Genomic DNA, 23,051 nt, shown 5'->3' on the forward strand with positions numbered 1-23,051 from the left:
GGCCGCCGGCGGAAAGCCGATGGCGGCTAGTGTCGATCCACGCATGGCTCGCGACTACGCGGACTTTACCGTGACCCGCTTCGCTCGCGCCCGCTCCGTGTCGGCAGAATGGCGGCTGCGATATCAAACGCGACCGCCCATCTCGGCTTTTCTTCCTCCGCGCCGGGCACGTTGATCTGAACGCCGCCGCCGTCGCTGACGGTATAGGAGGCGGCCAGCACGGCGGCCTCGAGGGCGGCACCCCGCGAATCGTAGACGCCGCCGATCTTGACGTTGTCGGCAAACACCGACCAGCCCAGCGGCGCCTTCACGACTTCGAACACTGATCGCTCCATGAGGTCTCCTATACGCGTCACCTGTATCGCTTCCGCCCCTCGCCGACGCGACGAATCCTGGCGAAGGAAGCGTGACGCCGGGACGCCGGCTTGTCGCCGATAGCCTTCGCTCGCTCCTCGAAGGCCCGCAAGCCCGTCAACGAATTCGCCGCCGGAGCCAGCGCGATTTCCTTCCGCACGGCATCGACAATTCGATCGAACTCAACTTCGCTCATCGCACGCTCCATTGCGCCGGGCCGGCATTCAGCCGCCAGGACGATAAGAGGGACCGCGCTGACCACAGATCGCCATGCAAGTTTGTTGTTAGAAGGCTCGCCCGCGGTCGCTTCGATGGCAAAAAGGGGTCGAAATCGGGAAGCGGCCGCCTCCCGCCATGCGAAAACGGGGGGCTGATGCCCCGCCCGGGGCCCCCTTGGCCCAACTTGCCCCATGCGTGCTAGATTCGGCCACGAATCAGGAGGGTTTGCATGCCGGTAGATAGTGACAGCGCCATTGCGTGGCACCGCGCCCAGCTCAAGAAGCTTCGCGAGACCTTGAGGGGCATCGAGACCGCCAGATTCACGGTGGGCGAGTCCGCACAATCGAGCAGGACTGGCAAGACCCAGAAGACCATTGCCGAACTCGAGCAGAAAATCCGGCAGTCGCAGCACATCATCGCCGCCTATGAGCGGCAGACCCGGCGGCCGCTGGCGACCGACCAGCGAAGCCTCGCCAGCGTGAGCTGGAGCGCCTGGAACGCCCAGACTGCGGCAGCAATTCGCGGTAGGCGCTGAAAGGGAGTGGGGGCGGCCGCGGATCCTGCGCCTAGTCCGATTTCCCGGATCGTCATATCGGCGTAGCCAAGATCTACGTTCGGTTCGGGGCCGAACGCCGTCAGGCGTCCAACCGCAATACTCCAACGACTGGCGGACAAAAGCGGCGCGGCATCTAATTCTTCGCCGCCTCTTTCGCCTTCGACTTGGCCTTGCAGGAAATCAGAAACGTAAACCCTCGCGCATTGCGGGCGATTTCGGCCGTCTTCAACTCGATCTTGGCGTCCGAGATCTGATACGGCACCACGCTGTTATCGAGAAAATCCCGCAAGGCTCCCGTCTTGATGGCGAAATTGATGTTCTCGGGAATGTTGCCCGTGGCCCTCGCGAACTTGATGGCATTCAATTTTGCCGCGACGACGCCGACCACGTCTCCGCTTGCGGCCAATAGCGGCCCGCCGCTATTGCCGGGTTGAACGGCCGCACTGATCTGCAGGAAGCGCGTATCGTTCAGGATGCCGCTGAGCGAGCTCACGATCCCGGTCGTCACCGTGAAATCCGACGTCAGCAATCCATGAAAGGGATAGCCGATCGCGACCACGCTATCGCCGGACTGGATCGCCTTGTCCCTGATTTTGGCGACGTCCTTGAACGAGCCCGTCACCTGCAGCAGCGCCAGATCATTGGTTTCGTCGCTCGACACCAGGCGCAATTTGGCGGGCGCCTCCCCGGACAGATTGCCCAAAATGTCGCCGACGCATCCGTGCACGACATGCGCATTGGTCACGAGATGTCCGTTCGTGCTCACCAGAAAGCCGGTGCCGGTCTGGTCAAACAGCCTGTCGGGCTTGGCGGGGCCAGCATCCAGCGCCGCCGCTGCGGCGACCGGCCTGGCGGCTGGCAGGAGCGAGAAATCGCCGGCACTGGCCAATCCCGATTGCCTGATCCTGGCGACGCAATTCGCCAATACCGGCAATAGCTGGCCGGTCTGGTCGAGGTTGAACTGGAAGAGCTGTCCCTGCGTATAGGCAGTCATGGTCTTGGCCCGCCGAAACTGACTGATCAGCGCGGAGTTGTTCGGCATCGGCACGCGAACCAGCTTGTCGGCAACCGGGACGCCATGAACGTTGAACGGTTGCTGACCATCGAATGTCAGGGTCAGCGGAAAGGCTTCCCCGGTCCTCAGTCTCCATTGTTCGTGCATGAAGCCGAGGCTCCATCCGCCATTGCCGTCGATCATCACGACAAAATAGACGCCGCTGGCGTATTGGGCGCCTGCTGCACAATGCGAGAACGATCCGGTCTGATCGTGGGTGTAGGCCCCGCCCTTCCAGTTGCCGACGCTGATCGAGCCGTAGGGCCCGCGCGCCTCCGCGTTCGAATTGGCAAGAATCGACCACAACAAAGCGGCAACCGCAGCAGTACGGCAGCCATAGGCGCATTTCCCCACATTCCCAGGGCGAGCATATTTTGCTTTGCAACCAGTGTCCATTTGGACTGGCGCAGGGGACCAAAATTTCCTCTCAGGGAGCGGATTGCCCCGCTCTTTCCCGTGCTGCTGATGGTGCTTCTGCTTCGTCCCAGGAGTTTCGACCGCCCCGGTGCCGGCGGGATAGCGGCAGGCCCAGGCTTTTTAGTATCGTTCGGCGCCGCCGCACGGGAAACGAGCGGTGCCGACGCCCGTGGGAACGACTGTAGGTCCCAAGGGGCTACGACCATTTTCCCCCGGCCGGCCGCTCATTTTGATGGATCGCGCCTGGCATCTTGCATACGGTGCGGGCTCGTTGCCCTGGCCGTTTCCGGAATAAAGCCGGAATCAGGGAAGTAAAAAGACGATGCGCCGCCGAGGGCGGATGCCAATTTGCAATACCCGGAGGAGAATGCCGTGAAGTCAAGAGTTGTCCGGTACGCCCTGTTTACAGTTCTGGCGGCGGTATCCGCCGTGGCCGGTCAGGCCCAAGCCCAGTCGTGGCCCGAGAAGCCGATCACCTTCATCGTGCCGTTCGCGGCTGGCGGCGGCACCGACGCCTTTGCCCGCCCGCTGGCTGCGCAGCTCGACGCCCAGTTGGGCAAGCGCGTGCTGATCGAAAACCGCGCCGGCGCGGGCGGCACCGTTGGCGCATCGCTGGCGTCAAAGGCCGCTCCGGATGGCTACACCTTTTTCATGGGCGCGGCGCATCACGCCATTGCACCGTCGCTCTATCCCAACCTCGACTACAATTTCGAGAAGGACTTCATCGCCGTGGCCCTGGTCGCGCGGCCGCCGCAGGTGGTGGTCGTCAATCCGGACAAGGTCGCCGCCAAAACGCTGGCCGAGTTCATCGCCTACGCCAAAGCCAATCCGGGCAAATTGAACTATGGCTCCGCAGGCGCCGGCACCACGCATCATCTCGCGGGCGAACTGTTCAAGATTCTGACCAAGACCAACCTTCAGCACGTCCCCTATCGCGGGGCGGGCCCCGCGATGCAGGATCTCATCGCCGGCCACGTGCCCGTTGTCTTCGACGGGCTCGGCTCGTCGGCCGCCCCCATCAGGGCCGGACAGTTGCGGGCACTGGCCGTCGCTGCACCGAAACGCGTGCCCGCGTTCCCCGACCTTCCGACCGCCGCGGAAGCAGGCCTTCCCGGCTATGAAGTGTCGACCTGGTACGGCCTGTTCGCACCGAAGAACACGCCGCCGGCGATCGTCGAGCAGATGGCCAAGGAGTTGCAGAAGGCCATGCAGACGTCGGCCATCAAGGAAGCCTGGGAGCGCAACGGCTCCGATGTTCCTGATGTCGCCGGTCCTGCGTTCGCGAAAATGGTGTCGTCGGAAGTCGAGCGCTGGCGCAAGGTCGCGACCGAAGCGAACGTGAAGCTGGACTGAGCCAGCAGCGCTGGGCGCGGCACCCGCATTTTTCATGGCGGGCTTGCCGCGCCGGCGAAAGCGAAGGCTACTGGCGGCCCAAGCCCGCTGATCAGTTGCTGCCGCGCACGCCATAGCGCATGAAGTCGTCATCGATTCCGGCCCGTAGCGTCTTTGCTGCGGAAATATCGGCGTCGCCGCCAGCCTTATCGCCGCTCTTGAGCCTGGCAAGCCCCCGCCCATAGAACGCACTCGCCAGCTTGGAATCGAAGCGTAGCGCGGCATTGAAATCATCTATTGCCGCGGCAGCTTCTCCCATCTTCAAGTGAATCAGTCCGCGCGAGTCATATGTGGCGGCATCGTTCGGCCATGACTGAAGCACCTTGTTGCAGTCCTCGAGCGCCGCCTGCAACGAGCCGAGGATGGCGCGGGTCCAGCAGCGTCCGCTCCACGCGGCTTCCAGATTGGGCTCAAGACGAATTGCCTCGTCGTAGTCTCGTGCCGCGCGATCGTACTCGTGCTTTTTCAGGAGGACCCCGGCCCGGTTGACGAAAGCTCTGGCGTGATTCGGGTTGAGCTTGATCGCTTCGTCGAGAGATTTGAGGGCGAGGTCGTATTCGCCCTTCCTCAAGTAAGCTGCGCCGCGGTTGTTGAAGGGTTTTGCATAAGTCGGATCAAGCTTGATCGATTGATCGAAATCCGGCAGAGCGCGGTCAATGTCTCCGGCTGCCGTATGGGCATTGCCACGATTGTTATAGGCAATCGCAAGCGCCCTCGTCGTACCCTGACCGGAGTCGATGAATGCCGTGCAACCATTGATTCGGACTGCAAAAGACGTGCGATCCGACCCGTTGCACAACGCAATATTCTCCAGATAGTCGCCCTTCTTGGGATTCTGCGCGGCAGCCAGGGAACCGAGCAGCAGCAAGGCAAAAGCAGGCGCAAGGCCCTGAATGACGCGCCCGCTCGCACTGCATTTCATATCAGGCTCTCCGATCCTGGCACTCGCGCTTAGGCGGCCGTCGATTTGAACTCCCGAGACCTCGTTCGCTGACGGGTCTCTCACAACGCGAATGGGCCTAGCATCCCCGACAGATGTTCAGATTTGATTTTGGATAGGGCTTTTGGTCCGGTTGCTGTGCCGCCGGTGCGCCCGGCTTTCGCGTGCCCCCGCTTTTGCCTTCTTCAATGAGAGTGGAAAATCTGACTGTCCCGTCATCCGAAATTTCGATGCGGGGCGTGGTGCCTCGAACGCCCATGGTCGCGACCGGCGTGTCGACTTTCATATCGCCGGTCTTCGCGACTTTGCCCGCGACAAAGGTGAAGGTTCCCTTGGTTAGGCTGAACAAGGTCGAGTTGGATCGACTATTTGGATCGTACACGAACTCGTTCAAGGCCATGCGCGCGTTGTTCGACAGGTTGAAGGACGTGCCGTCGGTGAAATTGATTCCGACCCGGCCGTCGGCGCCGGTTGCAACGACATCGCCCTGATAGACGAGATCACCTACCTTCGCCTGACCAGCTTGATCTGTGGTGCTCGCCTGAATGACCACCGCACCCGCACGTTCAATGGTGACCGAACCCGTGGCGACAACAACTTTTCCGATTGGTTTTGACGCGAGATCCTGAACGGCGGGCCTGACTTGCGCGTGAGCCGGCGCGACAAACAGCCCGGCTGTCGCCAGCACGAAGCCTGTCATCAATGCGGCAATCGCATGCGTGCACATGATCCCCCCTTTCCTGAGAAGACCTTGTCCGGGAGACCGCGCGCGGGCTGTGTGAACCGGCGGCCGAGGCAACATTAAACCGGATGTGGGAGGAAGGCATCATCTGCCGCGCCCGCTCAAAAGGATTAATCCTTTTGAGCCTAGAGCCTAACGCCCCTGGATTGGGCTAACCTCAGTCACGACATTTCGGCGGCCAGCCCCCGGGGCTGGCCGCAGCAGGATATTTTTGACCTTGGGCTGGACATAACCAGACCCCACGAAATCGCATGAGGCAAGTGGCAAACGGGGGTTGGAGCCATGCTCGTTGGGTCTCACACCGAGACTGGGGGCGAAGGTAAGACCGCTGCGGCCGGCAACGTTCAGACCGCGGCGGCTTCCGGCCCCCTCAGCCATGTGACCCGCACCGCCGCTCAAGTCGCGGTCAGCGATCCGCAAAGTCGGGCTCATGCCGGCAGGTTCGGCATGCTGTGGCTCACGGCACTGACCTTCTCGCTTGTGAAGGAGGCCCGGGCCGCCGATCCTGATGTCACGTTCCTGGACGACGGCAACATCACATACAAGGACCTCGAGCACGGCTCGTTCGAGCTGGTCACCAAGGATGTGATCCCTCGGCATATCCTCGTCGAGGATCCCGGACAGACCATCATCCTGCGTTCGCAGGGGTCCACGATCAGCGTCAGTCAGAGCACGAACTCCGCTGCGCGAATGGCCGAGCTGCAGGCGGCACAGCAGGAGGCGCTCGCCATCTACGAGAAGGGACTGGGGTCGACGGGATCGAGCACGCCTCCTCCCCTCGAGCGGCTACCGGTGCAACCGATCAATTTCATTCAGATCGATGATTCTTCCCCGCCGCAGGATTTGCCTGCTTTGCCCGCGGTGATCCTCGCATCGGCCCCGGAGATGATTATTGGACAACTGCCGCCTCCGCAGCCGACACCACCGACGCTGAATGCGGTGGTCGGGCCGACCGAAATCGACACCACGGTCTTTGACGTCTTCACTGCGACAAGCGGCACTTTCCTTGCCAGCAGTCCCAACGCCGACGCTACGCTGACCTTCGGCATCAGCGGGGGAACACCCGGCAGCACCGTAATCGACGGGGTGACGTACGATGTATCGAACGATGGTCCCTACGGCACGCTTTACGTCGACAGCACGACCGGCGCCTATACGTTCGTTCCGGACAATGACGCGATCAATGCGCTTACTGAGCCCACGACCACGGACTTCACGATCACCGTTTCCGACGGGACGCTCTCGGCCAATCAAACCTTCACGATTGCCATCAACGGCGCCAACGACGCGGCGGTCATCTCCGGCGCAACCGACGGCACGGTGATCGAGGCCAGCGGCCCCGCCAACACTGCGCCCGGCACGCCGAGCGCTACCGGCACGCTCACCAGCGCCGACGTCGACAATGCGCCCGATACTTTCACCGCGGTTAGCACTCCGACCGCGAGCACGCGCGGCTTCGGTACCTTCACGATGACGACGGCTGGCGTGTGGGCCTATTCCATCGACCAGGCCAACAGCACGGTGCAGGCGCTCAATGTAGGCGACACGCTGACCGACACGTTCACAGTTACCACCATCGACGGCACCGCGCAGGTGGTCACGATCACCATCAACGGCGCCAACGACGCGGCAGTCGTTTCCGGCACTACGGCCGGCTCCGTGATCGAGGACAGTGGCACCAAATGCGATGAGCCTACGGCGACCGGCACGCTCACCGCTACCGACGTCGACAACGCGCCCGGTTTCACGGCGGTCAACTGCCCGACGGCCAGCGATGCCGGCTTCGGCACCTTCACGATGACGGCGGACGGCGTGTGGACGTATGAGCTCGATGACAGCAACTGCGCGGTGCAGGCGCTCGACGAAGGCGACACGCTGACCGACACCTTTACGGTGACCACCATCGACGGCACGGAACAAGTGATAACGGTCACGATCCACGGCGCCAGCGATGCCGACCCCAATGATTTCGACTACCTCGCTACGGGGAAGGCCGTGATCTGCGATCCGCCCTATGTTTACGGGACCCCCAGAGGCGACAGCATCGCGGGCGGCGGTCACCATGGTCAGATCATCTATGGGGGCGCCGGCGATGATACCATCAACGGCACCGGCAAATCCGACCTCATCTACGCCGGCTCGGGTGATGATACGGTCAAGGGCAACGATGGGGACGACAGGATCTACGGAGGCTCGGGAAGCGACACGATCAACGCCAACAACGGCTGCGATACCATCATCGGCGGATATGGCGCGGACAAACTCACAGGCGGCAATGGTGAGGATCGTTTCATTTATTTGTCCGCAGCGGATTCCCGCGCAGGCCGGTTCGACGTTATCACCGATTTCAGATCCGGGTCTGACAGGATCGATCTAACGGCTCTCGGAGCACTTGGCTTTCTGGCGCTGACGTCCTCAAGCACATCCGTACCGGCGCATACGATCGCCTGGTTCTACGATAGCGCGACGAATCAGACCATTCTGTACGTCAATCCGACCAATCAGACCCTTGATATCGGCAATTCCTCTCTGCTGGAAATTCACCTGGAGGGATTTGTAACTGTTCAGGCGTCGGATTTCATCCCGGAGCCGACGGAGGCGCCAGTCGTGATCGCCACCGAGGCTATCAGTCCCGAACTGGTTTCGACGGCGGAAGCCGACGCGGCTGCCACGACCCTCGCCGCCGATGCTTCACCTGACGGGGCCGATGGCGACGGCGCGCAGAACAGCATCGAAGGCTGGACGTTGCGAATGGGCGGGAGTGGCGACAGCTTCGACTTTTCCCGCTTTGACGAATCGGCGGCGCAAACGGCAAGCCCCAGTGGCGATGAAGCGATCGCCCTGACAAGCGGGCCATCGATCGAACCCCAGCAGGTTCATGTTAAAGCATCAGCGGACCATGGCTTCACGCTAGATCAGACCGAGGCGATCGATACCAGCGTGCACAGTACGTGCGTCGTACTGAACGACAATAGCGACGCCTCGCAGCGGATCGACTACCACAAAACGTCGAAAGGCGAGCACTACTTCGCATCACCGCACAACGATTGGTCTTTCAATACTAGAGGCCACTTCAGCGTCCAGTGGAGCAGCGAAGATCACGGACGGCGGGACGACCACACGAAGGACGCCTGGAATGCTGACGATGCTCACGTGTGGAAGGGCGGTGGACAGGGGCACCATTCGAATTCAGGCAAGCATGATACTGCGTCCAAGTATGGAGCCTCTGACGTTGAGCCGCCAACTGATTATGTAGCATTTGGCTCAGCGGCGCACGCGCATGGGCATGAACACTCCTTCCAATTCAAGTTTCCAGATGTTGCAGACGTGGCCCACTCTGCGGCCTCGCTCGGTCACCACGGACACGCCGCACCAACCAGCGGGCCGACGGCGATTTCAGAACCAGCACAAGCGATTGAAATCACTTCATCAAAGCATCATTCGTCGGACAATTTGACGTCTCACTGGTTTGACAACTTCAATAACAATGCGGACCATGCGTGGAGCGGCGCCGGCACCCATGCGCCGCATGATCTGATCGTGTGATGGACCGTGCGCTGATTTCAGCGGAACCATTCCACGCCGCACAAGGTCGCTTACTTCGCTTCGCTCGCTTTGATTCCCGAGCTTTCAACGAGCTTTGCCACCCGTGTCAGGTCGCTGGCGAACAGGCGCGCGTGCGCCTCCGGCGTCAGCTCGTTTTCGGGAAACGGCAGGGTTCCGAGCTGCTTCAGCTTCTCCAGCAGGGTCGGGTCGGCCAGTGCTGCACGGAGCGCCGAATTCAGCGCGCCGATGGTTTCCCTGGGCGTGCCCTTCGCGACGTAGAGTCCATGCCACATCGAGTAGCTGACCTCGGGCATGCCAAGCTCGGCGGTGGTCGGCACGTCCTTCAACTGTTCAAGCCGTTCCGGCGAGGTAATGGCGATGCCGTGCAACGTTCCGGCCTGGATCTGCGGCAGCGCGTTGGTCACCTGATCCCACAAAAGATCGATCTGCCCCGCCAGCAGATCGGAGATGGCCGGCGCCGATCCGCGATAGGCCGCGACCGTCGGCTTGAAGCCGAGCACATTGCCCATCATCACGGCGCACAAATGGCTGTTGGTCCCGAGACCACCATGCGCGAAGTTCGCCTTGTCGCGTTGCGCCTTGATCCAGTCCACAAAGTCCTTCGGTCCTGCGCCGGGGATCGACTTGCGGCCAATCAGAACCATCGGCGCGCTGTTGACGAGGCCGACCGCCTCGAACGCCGTTTTGGTATCGTAGCGCAGGTTGGTGAACAGGCTGGGCGCCGCAAGCAGCGCGACGTGATTGATGAGGATCGTGGTGCCGTCAGGCGCCGATCGAGCCACGCGATCATTGGCCAGCGTGCTGCCGCCTCCGACCACGTTCTCGATAATGACGGTCTGCCCGAGCGTGCGCGACATCCGCTCGCCGATCAGACGCGCGACGGTGTCGGTGCCGCCGCCGGCCGCAAAGGGCACCACCAGCGTTACCGTCTTGGCGGAGGATTGCGCGTGCGCCTGCGGCGAGAGCGCCGCAATCAGCAGGCCAAGGCCGGCAATTGCGCGCCTGAAGGGAAAATTGATCACGACGGCGTTCTCCCGAATTTTTGTTCTTGTTGTCATGCCGCGTTATCGCGGACGTGTGCTCATTGGCAAAGCCACCCGCAGCAAACGGCCCGGCTTCGCATGAAGCTGGGATCATGCTGATTGCGCATCCGCAAATCAAATGGAAAGCGAACGTAGCTCGCCGGCGGATCGGCGTGATATCATGTCTTCGAGGGCAGATAGCATCGGGATGGATTTTGAAATGAGCGAGGCTGCATATGTTGCGGTCGATTGGGGCACGAGCAGTTTTCGGCTTTGGCTGGTCGACCGGACCGGCAACGTGCTGGGGGAGCGGCGCAGCCACGAGGGCATGATGGCGGCAGGCAAGCTTGGCTTCGCAGCCGTGCTGCAATCGCATCTTAAAGCCGTCGGCGCCGCGGACGGGTTGCCCGTTGTCATCTGCGGCATGGCCGGCGCCCGGCAGGGGTGGGTCGAAGCCGGCTATGTCGAGCCGCCGGCGCGGCTTGCATCGATCCTGAAGCAGGCCGTCGTGGTGCCGGGACAGGACCGTGACATCCGCATCCTCCCGGGAATAGCGCAACGAGACCCCAAGGCGCCGGACGTCATGCGGGGCGAGGAGACGCAGTTGCTCGGCACCTTGGGCGTGGACGCGGCTGACGACGCGCTCGTCTGTATGCCGGGCACCCATTCGAAATGGGTCAGGGCGAATGGCGGCACCGTCGAGCGCTTCGCCACCTTCATGACGGGCGAGCTGTTCGACGTCGTGTCGCGCGAAACGATCCTGTCTCACGCGGTGGCCGGCGCCGATGAAGCCGAAGATGTCGACGCATTCAGGTCAGCGGTCATGGCCGCGTTCGAGGCGCCAGCGTTCGCTGCCAATCTGTTGTTCCAGGTGCGATCGGGTCAGCTCCTCTACGGCAGCAAGCCATCCTCGGCCCGCGAAAAAATATCGGGCACGCTCATCGGTCTTGAACTGGCGGCGGGGCTCGCCGAAGCTCCCAAGGCCGGCATCACGCTGGTGGCCGCAGGACGGCTCCAGATGCTTTACCGGTTGGCGTTTGACACGGCTTCCGTACCTGTCCGATCAATCGGTGCCGAGGATGCGGTCCGTCGCGGTCTTGCAATGGCCGCTCACTCGATTTGGAACGTATGAAGGATCAGACGAATGAGCGTTGTCCCATTTCCCCCGATGAAACGTCCGCTGGTCGCGATCCTGCGCGGCGTGAGGCCCGAGGAGGCGGCGGATATCGTCAGCGTGCTGATCGACAGCGGCATGACGGCGATCGAGATCCCGCTCAATTCGCCGGACCCGTTCCGCTCCATCGAGATCGCCGTCAGGAGGGCGCCCGCCGGAATCCTGGTTGGGGCTGGCACGGTCTTGACGCTGGAAGCTGTCGAGCGGCTCCACGATGTTGGCGGCCGGCTTCTCGTAACTCCCAACGTCGATCCCGAAATCATTGCCGGCGCCCGGGCACGCGGCATGGTCACGATGCCCGGCGTCTTTAGTCCAACGGAGGCGCTGCTTGCCGCCCGGGCTGGCGCCTCAAGCCTCAAATTCTTTCCCGCGAGCGTGCTTGGCGCAGCAGGGATCACCGCGATTCGCGCTGTTCTCCCCGCGGACCTGATGATCGCCGCCGTGGGTGGCGTCTCCGACAAAAACTTCGCGGATTACACCCGGGCCGGCATTCTGGCGTTCGGCCTCGGCAGCAGCCTCTACAAGCCCGGCATGACGGCAGCGGAAGTAGCCACACGCGCCAGGGCGACAATCGAGGCGTACGACATGGCTGTTCAATAGATGGGGTGGATCGGCGAGCGATCGATCCGCCCCCGGCAGAGACCGAGCGTGTGAGTCTGAGAAGTGCCCGCCAGACATTCGGTCCCCGGCGCCGTGGGATGGCTTTTCTGCCTAATTGTGCATCGCAATCCCGACCGATCGCCGCGGCCATTCACCCGCTGGCACCGAGGCGGCCGCTAAGCTAGCATCGGGATCATTTGAGTGGGCGGTGGCGCGCACTCCTATAGGGAAGTCCAAGGCGGGCGCCGTCTGGGCATACTGCAATGGCCAACATTTCTGCTCCGCCAAAGCCCATGCCCCCCCGCGGCTATTTGGCCGTCATCCGTAGCATCGACAAGTTCACGGAATTGACCGGGTATCTCTTCGTCCTCTCGATCATTCCCCTGATTTGCGCCAATGTGGTCGAGGTTTTTGCCCGCTACGTCCTGGGGGATCCGACCATCTGGGCCCTCGATGTGACGACGATGTCCTACGCGACCTTGTTCATGCTGGGCTCGGCGTTGGCGCTCCTGAAGGGCGCTCACATCCGCACCGATGTGCTGTGGGAAACATTCTCGGATCGCACGAAAGGCATGATCGACAGCCTGGCGTTCCTGCTGTTCTTCCTGCCGACAATGGTCGTGCTGTTCTTCCTCTCGATAGACGATTTCCTGTACTCGCTCTCGATCAACGAACGCGGAAGCTCCGGCGCGTGGACGCCGGTCCTGTGGCCGCTGCGCGGGGTTATTCCGCTGACGGCGTTCATGCTGTTCTTGCAGGGCATCTCGGAGTTGATGAAGAGCCTCTGGGCTTGGCGAACCGGCGCATTCTTGGCCAAACACGAGAAGATCGAGGTCTGAACAACCATGACCGCCGCCGAAGCTCTCGGACTTGCCATGCTCGTCGGTATGGTCTTCGTCATTTTCATCGGTTTCCCGATTTCCTTCACGCTGCTGTTTCTCGCCCTTGTTTTTGGTGGCATTGGCCTCGGGTGGGAACAGACTTTCAATCTCGGCTACCTGCAGATCTGGGGCACGATGAAAGACGAGATCTTTCCCGCCGTGCCGCTGTTCATCTTCATGGGTTACATGACCGAACAGGCCGGACTCATGGAGCGGCTGTTCGTGGCTTTGCGCAGCGTTCTCGCGCCGGTGCGCGGATCGCTCTATTTGGCCGTAATTCTAACGGCGACTATTTTTGCGATGGCGACCGGCATCGTGGGCGCCGCAGTGACCGTGCTCGGCATCATGGCCGGATCGATGATGATCAAAACCGGCTATGACGCGCGGCTGTCAGCGGGTGCAATCGCCGCCGGCGGTACGCTCGGCATTCTGGTTCCTCCAAGCATAATGCTGGTAGTCATGGGCCCGGTCATGGGCGTGCCCGTCAATCTGCTCTATTCAGCGGCGTTCGGCCCGGGCTTTCTGCTCGCTGGCTCCTATATTGCCTATACGCTCGTCCGCAGCTTGATCAATCCGAAGCTCGGACCAGCCATGACCATGGAGGAGCGCACAGCCACCTATGACGCGATGACCACGGAAAAGGTAGGCGCTCCTGTAGTCGGATTGGGCCTGGTGTGCCTGGTCGCATTGGCGTACTTGCTGCTCGAGTTGTTGTTGAGCCAAGCGCGTGTGCCGCGTCTGTCGCTTGCGATCGGGCCGTTTAGCCTATCGGCCATCGCTTCGGTGTTAGCGATTCTGACGGCTTACCCCTACTTCCGGAACGCCTACTTCCGCGCCGTCATGCTCGGCATTGCACCTCTCAGCGCGCTGATCGGATTTACCCTCGGAACCATAGTCAGTGGAATCGCCACACCGACCGAGGCAGCCTCGTGCGGGGCTTTCGGCGCTATACTCCTTGCATTCTTTTACGGCCGGCTCAGCATGCAATCGATCACCAACGCGGCTATCGGCACGATGGTGACCTCGGCCATGGTGCTGTTTCTGGCGGTGGCCTCGACGGTGTTCGGCGCTGTCTTCACCAAGCTGGGTACAGCGAACTTGATTACCAGCTATCTGCTCGCCCTTCCGTTGAGTGACTGGTGGAAGCTGGCGTTGATCATGGTGATCTTTTTCGTCCTCGGCTGGCCGTTCGAATGGCCCGTGATCATCCTGGTCTTTCTTCCGATCGTTTTGCCGGTGGTCGAAAAGCTTCAGTTCGGCTTGAACAAGCTCGACCTGCTGATTTGGTTCGGCGCACTGACCGCCGTCAATATGCAGACGTCGTATTTGAGCCCGCCCGTTGCAATGTCGGCGTACTATCTGCGGAACGTCGTTCCGCAATGGAGCTTGGGCGCGATTTACCGGGGCATGTCCGACTATATGGTTATTCAGGTCTTAGTTCTGGCGTTGCTGCTGTTATTCCCGCAAATCGCACTGTGGTTGCCGAACATTGTCAGGTAAGTGCGATCGGCCAGCTATCCATATCAAGAAGGGCGGCCGAGGCCGCCCTTTCAGCTATGTCCTCCATTCGCCAGAACACGATCCGGAATAGTCGGTACCGGTTCTCCCTCGGGACAAACGCGAAGCGTTTGCCCGGAGATCATGCTCAATCAACCTGGAGCGCGATGGCGGTTCGATATAATCCATCGCGTTCAAGGCCGTCTTATTCTTTAACGGGCCAATAGTGGTCCGCCTGCAAAGCGTAGGGCGGGAACATGAAGCGCTTGGCGGGCACGACCTTGGCGGCATAGGCCTTCTGAGATTCGTAGACTTTCTTGAAGAACGGGTTCTTCGCGGCCTCCGCCGTGGCAAACTCATCCCAGGCCTTGAGGAAGGCCTGATTGACCTCGGGCGGTGTCGTCAGGAGCTTGACTCCGTGCTTCTCCTTAAACTCTGCGATCGCGTCCGCGTTTTGTCGCTGGAAGCTGGCCCACCAGCGCAGGAACGTCTCTGACGTGGCCGACTTGATGGCTTCCTTGTTCTGATCCGGCAAGCTGTCCCACACGTCCTTGTTGATCGCGATCTCAGCGACAGAGGCGCTCTCATGCATGCCGGGTGTGTAGTGGTATTTCCAGACCGTATGCAGACCGAGCCGCTGATCTTCGATACCGCCGACCCACTCGGCACAATCGATCGTGCCGCGCTCTGCGGCGGGCAGGATCTCACCACCCGGCATGTTGACGACCGCCATGCCCATCTTGGCATAGAGCTGCGAGACGATGCCGGTCTGCCGGCACTTCATTCCCTTGAAGTCGGGCAGGTCCTTGATCGGACGCTTGAACCAGCCGAGCGCTTGCGGGCTCGGCGGGATGCTCGGAAATGCCACCAGATTGAGCTTGAGCTCCTTCTGGTAGAACTCGTTCCACAGATCGAGACCGCCGCCCTCGTAGACCCAGCCGATGAAGTCGACGGCATCCATGCCGAAAATGCCCGCCGGTGTATTGGCGAACAGCGTCGCGGTGACGCTCTTGCCGTACCACCAGTAGGAGATGCCATAGGCACCATCGATCACCTTCTTGTGCGTGGCATCCAGGATCTCAAACGGCGGAACGACCGCGCCGCCCGGCAGCGCCTCGATCTTGAGATTGCCGCCGGTCAGCTTGTCGACGCGGTCGGCAAAAAACTTGAGAGCGTCGTGCGTGGTGGATGACGGCGGAACCGCCGATTGTATCTTGAGGACCCGAGGCTGTTGGGCGAGCGCTGTGCCCGCGAACGCCAACGTGGCGGATGTTGCTGCGAACAGAGCGACTTTCCTAAGCGAACTCATTTTCATCGGACGTCTCCCTCCCTTTTGCTTTTCTCCCTTTTGGCAGAGTGCGCGGGCGAGCCCAGCGGCTGGCCAGCACACGAATAGCCTACAGCGGTAAGGTGCCGTCAGCCAGTGCGGCTCTCTGGCGCTCGCTAGCCTCCAGTCAGATGAACCCGCGGGCCATTAAAACAGCCGTCCGGCCACCCCGGTTCGTGATTTGGCCAGACAGCCGCTTGCGGTGGCAAAAAGGGCCCTCTGGGCAGCGGCGAACTTGTTCGAATAGATGGGCCGGCTGGCGGAGAGAGTGTCAGTCAATCCTCATTGAAAGATCAGGAATTTTCGACCTTTCCAGACCAAAACCCACGATTTGGGCAACAGCCTGAAAAGGCCTATGCGCCTTCAGGCCGGGCGCCGTCGCGCCGGATCGCGGCTCCCACCAAAAATATCGAAAACAACCCCATGCAAAGTAGCCGGCGGCCGACGCAACCGACGGTTAGGACCGAAACCTTGACACGTCGGGCAAATCAGCAGCACAATTTCATCATCCCAAAATCCGATAGACGACGACGGGCCCGCAGCGGATGCTGTTCGGTGTACCGTCAGACGAAAGCTGATTCAGGACTTATCCGGGGATTCCCATACAGATGCTGTTTGATGACGTTATCCTCGGTCGCCGGAGCATCCGCGGTTACAAACCCGATCCAGTACCCAAGGCGCTGATTGCGGAAATCATTGGTTTGGCGATGCGCGCTCCGTCCTCGATGAACACCCAGCCCTGGAATTTCTACGTCATAACAGGCGAACCGCTGGATCGGATCCGCGCCGGCAACACCGAACGCATGGTGGCGGGCATTCCGCAGTCGCGCGAATTCCGCACCGGTCAACCCTTTGCAGGCAAGCACCGCGACCGGCAGGTCGGTGTCGCCAAGCAATTATTCTCCGCGATGGGGATCGAGCGCGACAACAAGGACAAGCGCCAGGACTGGGTCCTGCGCGGCTTCCGCCAGTTCGACGCGCCCGTCTGCGTGATCATCACCTATGACCGCGTCCTTGACGGCAGCGACGATACGCCCTTCGACTGCGGCGCGGTGGCGACCGCGCTCGTCAATGCGGCCTGGTCTCGCGGGCTCGGCGCCGTGATCAACAGCCAGGGCATCATGCAATCCCCCGTGGTGCGCGAGTACGCAGGGATCGCCGACGATCAGGTCATCATGAAAAGCATCGCGCTGGGCTGGCCGGATGAGACGTTTCCGGCGAATGCGGTGGTGTCGGAGCGGAAGTCTGTCGAGGAAGCGACGGTGTTTGTCGGGTTTGAGAGTTAACGGCGCGCGGGCGGAAGGGCTGGAGGTGCAGCAGTGATCCGCGCGATGGCCCGACATGCGCTTGTACTCGCAACCGCGTTTGCCGCCATCTTGACGCCGGTCAAGTGCCTTGGCCAAAGCACAAAACCGTTGCCGGCCAAGGCAACACAGGAGCTGCCGCCCGAGCTGCTCGCGCTGCTCGAACAGAAGAAGATGCCAAAATATTCGCCGATCGTTATGCGCCTTTTCAAGGAGGAGGCGGAGCTTGAAGTCTGGAAACAGGACACGGCCGGCCGTTTCCAGATCCTGAAGACCTATCCGATCTGCCGGTGGTCGGGCGATCTCGGGCCGAAATTGTACGAGGGCGATCGGCAGGCGCCGGAAGGGTTTTATACAATTACGCCTGAGTTGATGAATCCCAACTCCAACTTCTATCTGTCGATTAACCTCGGCTACCCCAACAGCTTCGACAGAGCGAACAAGCGCAACGGCAGCTTCCTCATGATCCACGGCGACTGCTGGTCGAGCGGTTGCTATGCCATGACCGACGAACAGATCAGCGAAATCTATTCGCTGGCGCGCGACTCGCTCAGCGGCCGGCCGTCGTTTCAAGTGCAGGCCTATCCGTTCCGCCTGACGCCGGAAAATCTGGCGCGGCATCGAAACAGTCCGAACCTCTCCTTCTGGAAAATGCTCAAGGTCGGCAACGATCACTTCGAGACGACGCAACGCGAACCCAAGGTGGATGTGTGCAACCGCCGCTATGTATTCGATGCGCAACCGCCTGCGAATTCGCCGCACCCTCTCGTGTTCGATGCCGCTGGAAAATGTCCCCCCTTCGTCGTCAATCCCGAAATCGCACGGCGGGCAAAGGAAAAACAGCGCGCCGACGAGCGCGCCTACTCGAAATTGGTTGAAGACAATGTGCCGGCGGCCCCGATCTACAGCGGACTTGACGGCGGAATGAACAAGGCTTTCCTCGCACGGTTTCCGGGCCGGGTGACGCTTGCGAAGGTGATGCCGTATGCGTCGTACCTGCCGACATTGCCGCCGATCCCGTGGATCGACAATGATGGCTCGCTGACGAGCAGATGGTTTGGGAGCTCGTTCGACAAGCCGGTTGTGTGTAATGCGGCGCGTGCCGGCTTCTCATCGGGGCGGTGCTAGACACTTCTGCGACGTCAGCGATGGAGCATCAGCAGACAATGGCTGGCATCGGCACTCCGTCCCAGCGAATGCGGTGGCGTCGGAGCGGAGGTCTGTCGAGAAAGCTACGGTATTTGTCGGTTTCTAGGGTTAGATGGGCGAAGGCGGGAGGGGATGACCAAGTGCCGCGCGCAGGCGCGTGGCTCGTCGTCAACGCTGCCGCTACTCACAATAGTTTAATGCACTGTCACCGTAATTCCGACGACGGCCTTCTAACCCGATGCGGCTACTTCTTCTTCACGACCCTTCTAAAGGCGTCCAACGTGCCATGTAGATCAAAGCCCTTATCCTCGAAATAAGCTCGCATCCTACCGAAGTCCTCCGCAACACTTTCCGGCATTGTGTCAATGTCGGACTCAGCCGCTGAGGCTTGGGTTAAGGCCACCAACTTGGTAGCGAACCCGACGTCCGCTCCGGGAAAACTCTCAACGTTAACTTGATCATAGCCCTTTGTCGGACCGTCCCAAATGTCCGCGGACGACGTCGCGATGAGGAACCCCCACTGATACTCGCCTCGTTCAAACAATTCCTTCATATTAATTTCCTTCTTGTTGAGGAAGGCGATGGTTAGAGCGAACAACACGTATCGGCCAGTTGTCGATGTCACAGTGGCGAAGCGTACCAAGTCAAGTTCGTAAGCTCGTACTTCGAGTGGCAGGCTTAGCTCTGGTTCAGGCAATGGCGCGGCAGGCTCTTGTATCGCTTGCTTGGATAGCTCTTGAGCGCGCGTGTTCTCGGCAATCTGCGCTAACCTACGGTCCATTCCGCCTGTTTGCTCCGACAGGCTTTGAATGTCGCGTGACAGGGTGACGGACGAAGCAGATAGCGTTGACGCAATAGTCTTTACCTCACCAATCGACGACACCAACGAAGCCAAATTTAGTCCCAAGCCGTGATTGGAATAAATCGCATATCCGATGGCCATGATGGCCAGGAGCAGCGACGCAAGCGTTAGCGCAAAGCTAATGTACTCAGTGAGCTTTGGGACGTCGGACCACTTGACCGTAATGACACCGATCAACACGGCCAGCAAAATGAAGAGTATGTAGCGCTCATGAAGCCTACGGGCGTGTACGGCGTGCTTGTCCCAGCCCTGATCTGACATTGCCTATTCTTCCCGATCCTGCAGTGCTTGAGCCATGATTTCTCCGGTGCTCACTACCTTTGGCCGCATGCACGCTCCAGTGTAGCAGGGAACTCTACACGCAACCGATTCGTCGCCAAGGACGTCGAGAGCGTGATCAACAGTCTTGCAGTGGTCTCTCTCACTCTGTTGCAAAGCGAGGGCGGACCAGCAGCTGTATTTGTTTGGCGGAGAGAGTGTCCGCCAGAAAATGCAAGAAACGCCAATTTTATCGGGGTTTCTAGCGCACGACTTTTGTCTACATACACCTATACATACACCACGCGAGCCCGTCTCCAACTGTGACCATCGCGCCGGCACCGAGGGTAGGCTCGTCGTACCGACTTTCCAGACTCGGGTTGGCTGTGGAGGCTTGGAGGACCCGCGTGAGGAAACTGTACAAACCGACCTCACCGGACGTCATCGAGTTCGCCTTTCGGACGCCATGAGACGGGATCTGCGATCCAGCGATTGATGTCCGATTCATGCCAGCCAGTCCCGTTGACGCTGATCTTGAGCTGAGCCGGGAACGTGCCCTCGGCGATCTTGCGGTAGACGGTAGATCGGGACAGCCCGGTCCGGGAAAGGACAGTTCTTAGACGGATGATACGGTCTGGTTCGTGCATGGCCCCGCGGCCTCCTGCTGGCTGTTTCTGACAGCATCTGCGACTAGACAGGACAGGCCGTTGCAGGCGCGCAAGAGCGTTTTGCGCATCGCCGTACTATGGCGTTCAGGCGGCGGCAAACAGGATGGCTCAGATTCCGATGCCTCGGCCTCTGCCGATGTCGATGCCGTGAGTGAAGGCCAGTTCCTGGCCGAGCCGGCGGCCCGATTCGAATCCGATGCCGAGTTCCTGCTTGCGATTGGCGAGGATGGATTCCAGTTGCGGATCGCGTTCGAGGCTTTTAGCCATGTCGCCCATCGCGGAGCGCGTGGCCTTGTAGCCGGAAATGTCGCCGGCCTGATACTGGCGCTGGCTGGCCTGATCGAGCTTCTGCCAGCGTTCCACGAAACGATCAGCGCGGCGCCCCGGGTCGCTGCGAAGTTCGGTTTCGAGCTGAAGGGCGCGGACGGCCCGGTTGACCCGGCCCGATGCGGCCTCGCCGACAAGCTCCGGGTTCTTCTTGTAGGCGGCTTCTGCATCGTGCGAGCCGTAGGGCCGCACCTCCTCGAAGGCTTTCCGGGCCTCCTGCAATTCGTTCACTTGCGCCGGGCTGGCCTTGCCGCCCCAATCCTGCATATCGAAGATCGCATTCACGGCTCGGGCATGACGGATGAGACCTTTGTGCGGGCCTTACGCAGCGCCGCTTCCGGGTCTTCCGCCACCCTCCTTTCAGGCGCTTCCCGTTCCGGCCTCCGCGCGTTGCCCGTGCCGGGCACAGCTTCGGCAGACGGGCGCAGGCCCTCGAACATGTTGCGCACCCTCTCGGGCACGACCTTGCGCACAATCTCGGCAATGCGCTCGCCGAAGCTGATCCCGCGCCGCTCGGCATAGTTTTGGGCCGGATCGGCGCGTTCGTAATCCGAGGCCATGTCCTTGGCCCGGTCGCGCGACAGGGTTCGGGTGAAGCGGTCCGGATTGGCAAAATCATCGCGGCCGTAATGCAGCTCCACGCCGTCGCGGTGCCGCGACAGGGCGACATAGCTGCTATGGGCATCCATGCCCGGCGTCGCCAGCGCATGGGTGCGGTCCACAGTCATACCCTGCGCCTTGTGGATCGTCGCCGCATATCCATGGTCGATGCGGTTGTAATCCTTGAGGTCGAATCGAACGGATCGGCCATCGTCGATGCGCACAGTCACGGACTGCGCGCTCACCTGTTCGATAGTGCCGAGCGTGCCGTTCTTTACGCCGAGGCCGCGCTCGTTCTGCAGGAACATGACGCGATCTCCGCTGGCGAAGTTTCTCGCGCCGCGCTCGACCGCCACACCCACCTCGTCGCCCAGAGCGCCGGCGGCCCGCATCCGCTCGCGCGCCGCCTCGTTGAGTGCGCGCACCTCGTCATTGGTATGGGTGAGGATGATCTGGCGCTTGTCGGGCGACGCCTGTCGGGCGCGGTCCCAGCGCTCGATCAGATCGCCCCGCGCCTGCTCGCGGGTCTGGGCCTCATGCACCATGCCGTGGGAGCGGTAGGCCTCAAGGGCATTGCCGGTTCTGCCGGTTGCCAGATCGCGCGTGGCGTCCCGCTGCCAGTCCTCCCGCTGGCGGCGCACCTCGCCGATTTCCGCCCCGCCATGACGCTCGTGAAGCGAGCGGAAGGCCGCACCGGCTTCGATCGCTTGCAACTGCTTGACATCGCCGACCAGCACGACTTTCGCGCTAGCCTCCGCCGCATGCGATAGGACGCGCTCCAACTGGCGCGTGCCGACCATGCCCGCCTCGTCGATCACTAGCACATCGCGGGTCGTGAGCAGGTCGCGGCCCTGCCCCCAGCCATGTTCCATGCTGGCGATGGTGCGCGACGAGATGCCCGATCCGCTTCCAAGATTTTCCGCCGCGATGCCCGACAGCGCCACGCCCCGGACCTCGTAGCCCGCTGCTTCCCATGCCTCCCGAGCCACACCGAGCATCGCGCTCTTGCCAGTGCCGGCATGGCCGACCACGACGCCCAAATCGCGGCCGTCCGTGACACGCGCAACCGCGTCGGCCTGCTCGCCCGACAGGACAAGACCGCGGGCTTCCGCACGCGCCAGCGCTGCGTTGCGATGCGCGTCACGCACCTCATGGCGCGCCCGTTCAGCCATCAGTTCGGCGGCGCGGTGCAGGCGCTGTTCGGCCTTAATCATGTCTCGGGTGGTGAAGCGATCTTCGCCCCGAGCGTCCTTGCCGAGTTCGACCAGATCGGGCGCTCCGCGCATCGCGACCATCACTTCGTTGAACTGGTCGATCCCGCCGCTGTGCCGGTGCGCGAACTTCGCCATATCGCGCCGCGTAAAAGTCGATTGCTGATGCGTGATGGCGTCCAACGCGACCGAAGGATCGGCGATGATCCGCGCGCCGTTGCCGCGCGCGATCTCGCGGTGCAGTTCGGCGCGGTCGGCGGCCTCGATCCCTTCGCCTTCGATCCGCTGCGCCGGCGCGCCGATTTGGCTTTGTGGTTCCAACGCGATGTCTTGGCGCTCAAGGCTGCGATGGTCGATCCGCGCGTCGATGTCGAGTTCGGCCAGCCGCTCATTGGCAAGCTCGGCCCAGCGTTCACGCCAGCGTGCGACCATCTCGGTGCGGTTCCAGTCTCGCACCTTCCGGCCAAAACCGTTCTCGTCCACCGCGCGCATGGTCAGCATGACATGGGCATGGGGTTTGGGCATGCCGTCCTCGGCCATGTCCCAATGCGCGTTGAGATCGGCGATCATGCCCTGGCCCACGAATTCGGCCCGCACGAAGTCGCGGGCCAGCTCGATCCCCTGAGCCTGAGTCATCTCGCGGGGAATCGCGAATTCGACCTCGCGGGCAAGCTGGGCGTCCTTGCGGATTTCGAACGCCTCGACATCGTTCCAGAGCCGCTCGCGGTCGGTCCATGCCTCCGGCGCGTTCTCCGGTAGCATCACCTCGGAATGGACGACGCCGCGCTTGCCGGAAAAGTCGTGGCTGCGGTCCAGGCGCTCGTCGCACAGCCGCGAGCCCGAGCGATAGGCGGCCGAGGCCACTGCGCTGGACCCGGACTTGCGGCCAATGACCTTGACGTGAAGATGATAGATCGCCATCGCGATCAG

The 23,051-nt window shown here is 61.6% G+C and carries 18 protein-coding genes and 1 pseudogene; 9 read left to right on the forward strand and 10 right to left on the reverse strand.

Annotation, left to right across the window (positions count from 1 at the left end; translation table 11 throughout):
• Positions 1 to 65: 65 nt before the first annotated feature.
• A complete protein-coding gene (locus LMTR3_RS25640) occupies positions 66 to 335 on the reverse strand; it encodes a hypothetical protein (RefSeq protein WP_141686796.1) in 270 nt (89 codons plus the stop codon).
• Between the two features lie 17 nt (positions 336 to 352).
• Positions 353 to 550 (reverse strand): hypothetical protein, encoded by a 198-nt coding sequence (locus LMTR3_RS25645; RefSeq protein ID WP_141686797.1) that lies wholly within the window; start codon positions 548 to 550, stop codon positions 353 to 355.
• A 252-nt stretch (positions 551 to 802) separates the two neighbouring features.
• Between LMTR3_RS25645 and LMTR3_RS25650 the strand changes: the two genes are divergently transcribed.
• Positions 803 to 1,108 (forward strand): hypothetical protein, encoded by a 306-nt coding sequence (locus LMTR3_RS25650; protein ID WP_028351971.1) that lies wholly within the window; start codon positions 803 to 805, stop codon positions 1,106 to 1,108.
• 154 nt (positions 1,109 to 1,262) lie between these two features.
• On the opposite strand, the gene LMTR3_RS25655 is transcribed toward LMTR3_RS25650, so the two are convergent.
• Complete coding sequence (locus LMTR3_RS25655; protein ID WP_245319990.1) at positions 1,263 to 2,489, reverse strand: S1C family serine protease; 1,227 nt, start codon at positions 2,487 to 2,489, stop codon at positions 1,263 to 1,265.
• A gap of 483 nt (positions 2,490 to 2,972) precedes the next feature.
• Between LMTR3_RS25655 and LMTR3_RS25660 the strand changes: the two genes are divergently transcribed.
• Positions 2,973 to 3,953, forward strand: coding sequence for a Bug family tripartite tricarboxylate transporter substrate binding protein (locus LMTR3_RS25660; protein WP_065747745.1), 981 nt, complete (start codon positions 2,973 to 2,975; stop codon positions 3,951 to 3,953).
• Between the two features lie 91 nt (positions 3,954 to 4,044).
• Here LMTR3_RS25660 and LMTR3_RS25665 read toward each other — a convergent pair whose 3' ends face one another.
• Both LMTR3_RS25665 and LMTR3_RS25670 read right to left on the reverse strand, forming a co-directional pair.
• A complete protein-coding gene (locus tag LMTR3_RS25665; protein WP_065747746.1) occupies positions 4,045 to 4,914 on the reverse strand; it encodes a tetratricopeptide repeat protein in 870 nt (289 codons plus the stop codon).
• 97 nt (positions 4,915 to 5,011) lie between these two features.
• A complete protein-coding gene (locus LMTR3_RS25670; protein WP_065747747.1) occupies positions 5,012 to 5,659 on the reverse strand; it encodes a FecR family protein in 648 nt (215 codons plus the stop codon).
• Between the two features lie 297 nt (positions 5,660 to 5,956).
• On the opposite strand from LMTR3_RS25670, the gene LMTR3_RS37960 reads away from it, so the two are divergent.
• On the forward strand, positions 5,957 to 9,220 hold the full coding sequence (locus LMTR3_RS37960) for a VCBS domain-containing protein (protein ID WP_065747748.1): 3,264 nt from the start codon (positions 5,957 to 5,959) through the stop codon (positions 9,218 to 9,220).
• A gap of 50 nt (positions 9,221 to 9,270) precedes the next feature.
• On the opposite strand, the gene LMTR3_RS25680 is transcribed toward LMTR3_RS37960, so the two are convergent.
• Positions 9,271 to 10,299 (reverse strand): Bug family tripartite tricarboxylate transporter substrate binding protein, encoded by a 1,029-nt coding sequence (locus tag LMTR3_RS25680; RefSeq protein WP_065747749.1) that lies wholly within the window; start codon positions 10,297 to 10,299, stop codon positions 9,271 to 9,273.
• 184 nt (positions 10,300 to 10,483) lie between these two features.
• Between LMTR3_RS25680 and LMTR3_RS25685 the strand changes: the two genes are divergently transcribed.
• The 4 genes from LMTR3_RS25685 to LMTR3_RS25700 all read left to right on the forward strand — a co-directional run bounded on the left by LMTR3_RS25685 (position 10,484) and on the right by LMTR3_RS25700 (position 14,418).
• Positions 10,484 to 11,395 carry a 2-dehydro-3-deoxygalactonokinase gene (locus tag LMTR3_RS25685; RefSeq protein WP_065747878.1) on the forward strand — a complete coding sequence of 304 codons (912 nt, stop codon included), beginning with the start codon at positions 10,484 to 10,486 and terminating at the stop codon, positions 11,393 to 11,395.
• 12 nt (positions 11,396 to 11,407) lie between these two features.
• Positions 11,408 to 12,037, forward strand: a complete 630-nt coding sequence (locus LMTR3_RS25690; RefSeq protein WP_065747750.1) for a 2-dehydro-3-deoxy-6-phosphogalactonate aldolase — start codon at positions 11,408 to 11,410, stop codon at positions 12,035 to 12,037.
• A gap of 263 nt (positions 12,038 to 12,300) precedes the next feature.
• Positions 12,301 to 12,876 (forward strand): TRAP transporter small permease subunit, encoded by a 576-nt coding sequence (locus tag LMTR3_RS25695; protein ID WP_084029800.1) that lies wholly within the window; start codon positions 12,301 to 12,303, stop codon positions 12,874 to 12,876.
• 6 nt (positions 12,877 to 12,882) lie between these two features.
• A complete protein-coding gene (locus LMTR3_RS25700; protein ID WP_065747752.1) occupies positions 12,883 to 14,418 on the forward strand; it encodes a TRAP transporter large permease in 1,536 nt (511 codons plus the stop codon).
• Between the two features lie 202 nt (positions 14,419 to 14,620).
• Here the strand turns inward: LMTR3_RS25700 and LMTR3_RS25705 are convergent, their stop codons facing one another.
• Positions 14,621 to 15,730, reverse strand: coding sequence for a TRAP transporter substrate-binding protein (locus LMTR3_RS25705; protein WP_084029801.1), 1,110 nt, complete (start codon positions 15,728 to 15,730; stop codon positions 14,621 to 14,623).
• A gap of 620 nt (positions 15,731 to 16,350) precedes the next feature.
• Here LMTR3_RS25705 and LMTR3_RS25710 point away from each other — a divergent pair.
• Together LMTR3_RS25710 and LMTR3_RS25715 are read left to right on the forward strand one after the other, a co-directional pair.
• Positions 16,351 to 17,028, forward strand: a complete 678-nt coding sequence (locus tag LMTR3_RS25710; protein WP_065747754.1) for a nitroreductase — start codon at positions 16,351 to 16,353, stop codon at positions 17,026 to 17,028.
• Positions 17,029 to 17,073: 45 nt separating this feature from the next.
• Positions 17,074 to 18,174 carry a L,D-transpeptidase family protein gene (locus LMTR3_RS25715; RefSeq protein WP_065747755.1) on the forward strand — a complete coding sequence of 367 codons (1,101 nt, stop codon included), beginning with the start codon at positions 17,074 to 17,076 and terminating at the stop codon, positions 18,172 to 18,174.
• A gap of 265 nt (positions 18,175 to 18,439) precedes the next feature.
• Here LMTR3_RS25715 and LMTR3_RS25720 read toward each other — a convergent pair whose 3' ends face one another.
• The 3 genes and pseudogenes from LMTR3_RS25720 to traA all read right to left on the reverse strand — a co-directional run bounded on the left by LMTR3_RS25720 (position 18,440) and on the right by traA (position 23,042).
• A complete protein-coding gene (locus LMTR3_RS25720; RefSeq protein ID WP_065747756.1) occupies positions 18,440 to 19,318 on the reverse strand; it encodes a hypothetical protein in 879 nt (292 codons plus the stop codon).
• A 428-nt stretch (positions 19,319 to 19,746) separates the two neighbouring features.
• Positions 19,747 to 19,962 (reverse strand): helix-turn-helix transcriptional regulator, encoded by a 216-nt coding sequence (locus LMTR3_RS25725; RefSeq protein ID WP_065747757.1) that lies wholly within the window; start codon positions 19,960 to 19,962, stop codon positions 19,747 to 19,749.
• 129 nt (positions 19,963 to 20,091) lie between these two features.
• Positions 20,092 to 23,042 (reverse strand): annotated as a pseudogene (gene traA / locus LMTR3_RS25730) (Ti-type conjugative transfer relaxase TraA).
• Positions 23,043 to 23,051 lie beyond the last annotated feature (9 nt).

It is taken from the genome of Bradyrhizobium sp. LMTR 3 (assembly GCF_001693485.1).
Lineage (GTDB): Bacteria > Pseudomonadota > Alphaproteobacteria > Rhizobiales > Xanthobacteraceae > Bradyrhizobium.

What these genes read in the sequence shown, in the direction of transcription:
- LMTR3_RS25640 (WP_141686796.1), bottom strand. Translation starts at nt 335, where the DNA reads ATGGAGCGATCAGTGTTCGAAGTCGTGAAGGCGCCGCTGGGCTGGTCG.
- LMTR3_RS25645 (WP_141686797.1), bottom strand. Translation starts at nt 550, where the DNA reads ATGAGCGAAGTTGAGTTCGATCGAATTGTCGATGCCGTGCGGAAGGAA.
- LMTR3_RS25650 (WP_028351971.1), top strand. Translation starts at nt 803, where the DNA reads ATGCCGGTAGATAGTGACAGCGCCATTGCGTGGCACCGCGCCCAGCTC.
- LMTR3_RS25665 (WP_065747746.1), bottom strand. Translation starts at nt 4,914, where the DNA reads ATGAAATGCAGTGCGAGCGGGCGCGTCATTCAGGGCCTTGCGCCTGCT.
- LMTR3_RS25670 (WP_065747747.1), bottom strand. Translation starts at nt 5,659, where the DNA reads ATGTGCACGCATGCGATTGCCGCATTGATGACAGGCTTCGTGCTGGCG.
- LMTR3_RS37960 (WP_065747748.1), top strand. Translation starts at nt 5,957, where the DNA reads ATGCTCGTTGGGTCTCACACCGAGACTGGGGGCGAAGGTAAGACCGCT.
- LMTR3_RS25680 (WP_065747749.1), bottom strand. Translation starts at nt 10,299, where the DNA reads ATGACAACAAGAACAAAAATTCGGGAGAACGCCGTCGTGATCAATTTT.
- LMTR3_RS25685 (WP_065747878.1), top strand. Translation starts at nt 10,484, where the DNA reads ATGAGCGAGGCTGCATATGTTGCGGTCGATTGGGGCACGAGCAGTTTT.
- LMTR3_RS25690 (WP_065747750.1), top strand. Translation starts at nt 11,408, where the DNA reads ATGAGCGTTGTCCCATTTCCCCCGATGAAACGTCCGCTGGTCGCGATC.
- LMTR3_RS25695 (WP_084029800.1), top strand. Translation starts at nt 12,301, where the DNA reads ATGGCCAACATTTCTGCTCCGCCAAAGCCCATGCCCCCCCGCGGCTAT.
- LMTR3_RS25700 (WP_065747752.1), top strand. Translation starts at nt 12,883, where the DNA reads ATGACCGCCGCCGAAGCTCTCGGACTTGCCATGCTCGTCGGTATGGTC.
- LMTR3_RS25705 (WP_084029801.1), bottom strand. Translation starts at nt 15,730, where the DNA reads ATGAAAATGAGTTCGCTTAGGAAAGTCGCTCTGTTCGCAGCAACATCC.
- LMTR3_RS25710 (WP_065747754.1), top strand. Translation starts at nt 16,351, where the DNA reads ATGCTGTTTGATGACGTTATCCTCGGTCGCCGGAGCATCCGCGGTTAC.
- LMTR3_RS25715 (WP_065747755.1), top strand. Translation starts at nt 17,074, where the DNA reads ATGGCCCGACATGCGCTTGTACTCGCAACCGCGTTTGCCGCCATCTTG.
- LMTR3_RS25720 (WP_065747756.1), bottom strand. Translation starts at nt 19,318, where the DNA reads ATGTCAGATCAGGGCTGGGACAAGCACGCCGTACACGCCCGTAGGCTT.
- LMTR3_RS25725 (WP_065747757.1), bottom strand. Translation starts at nt 19,962, where the DNA reads ATGCACGAACCAGACCGTATCATCCGTCTAAGAACTGTCCTTTCCCGG.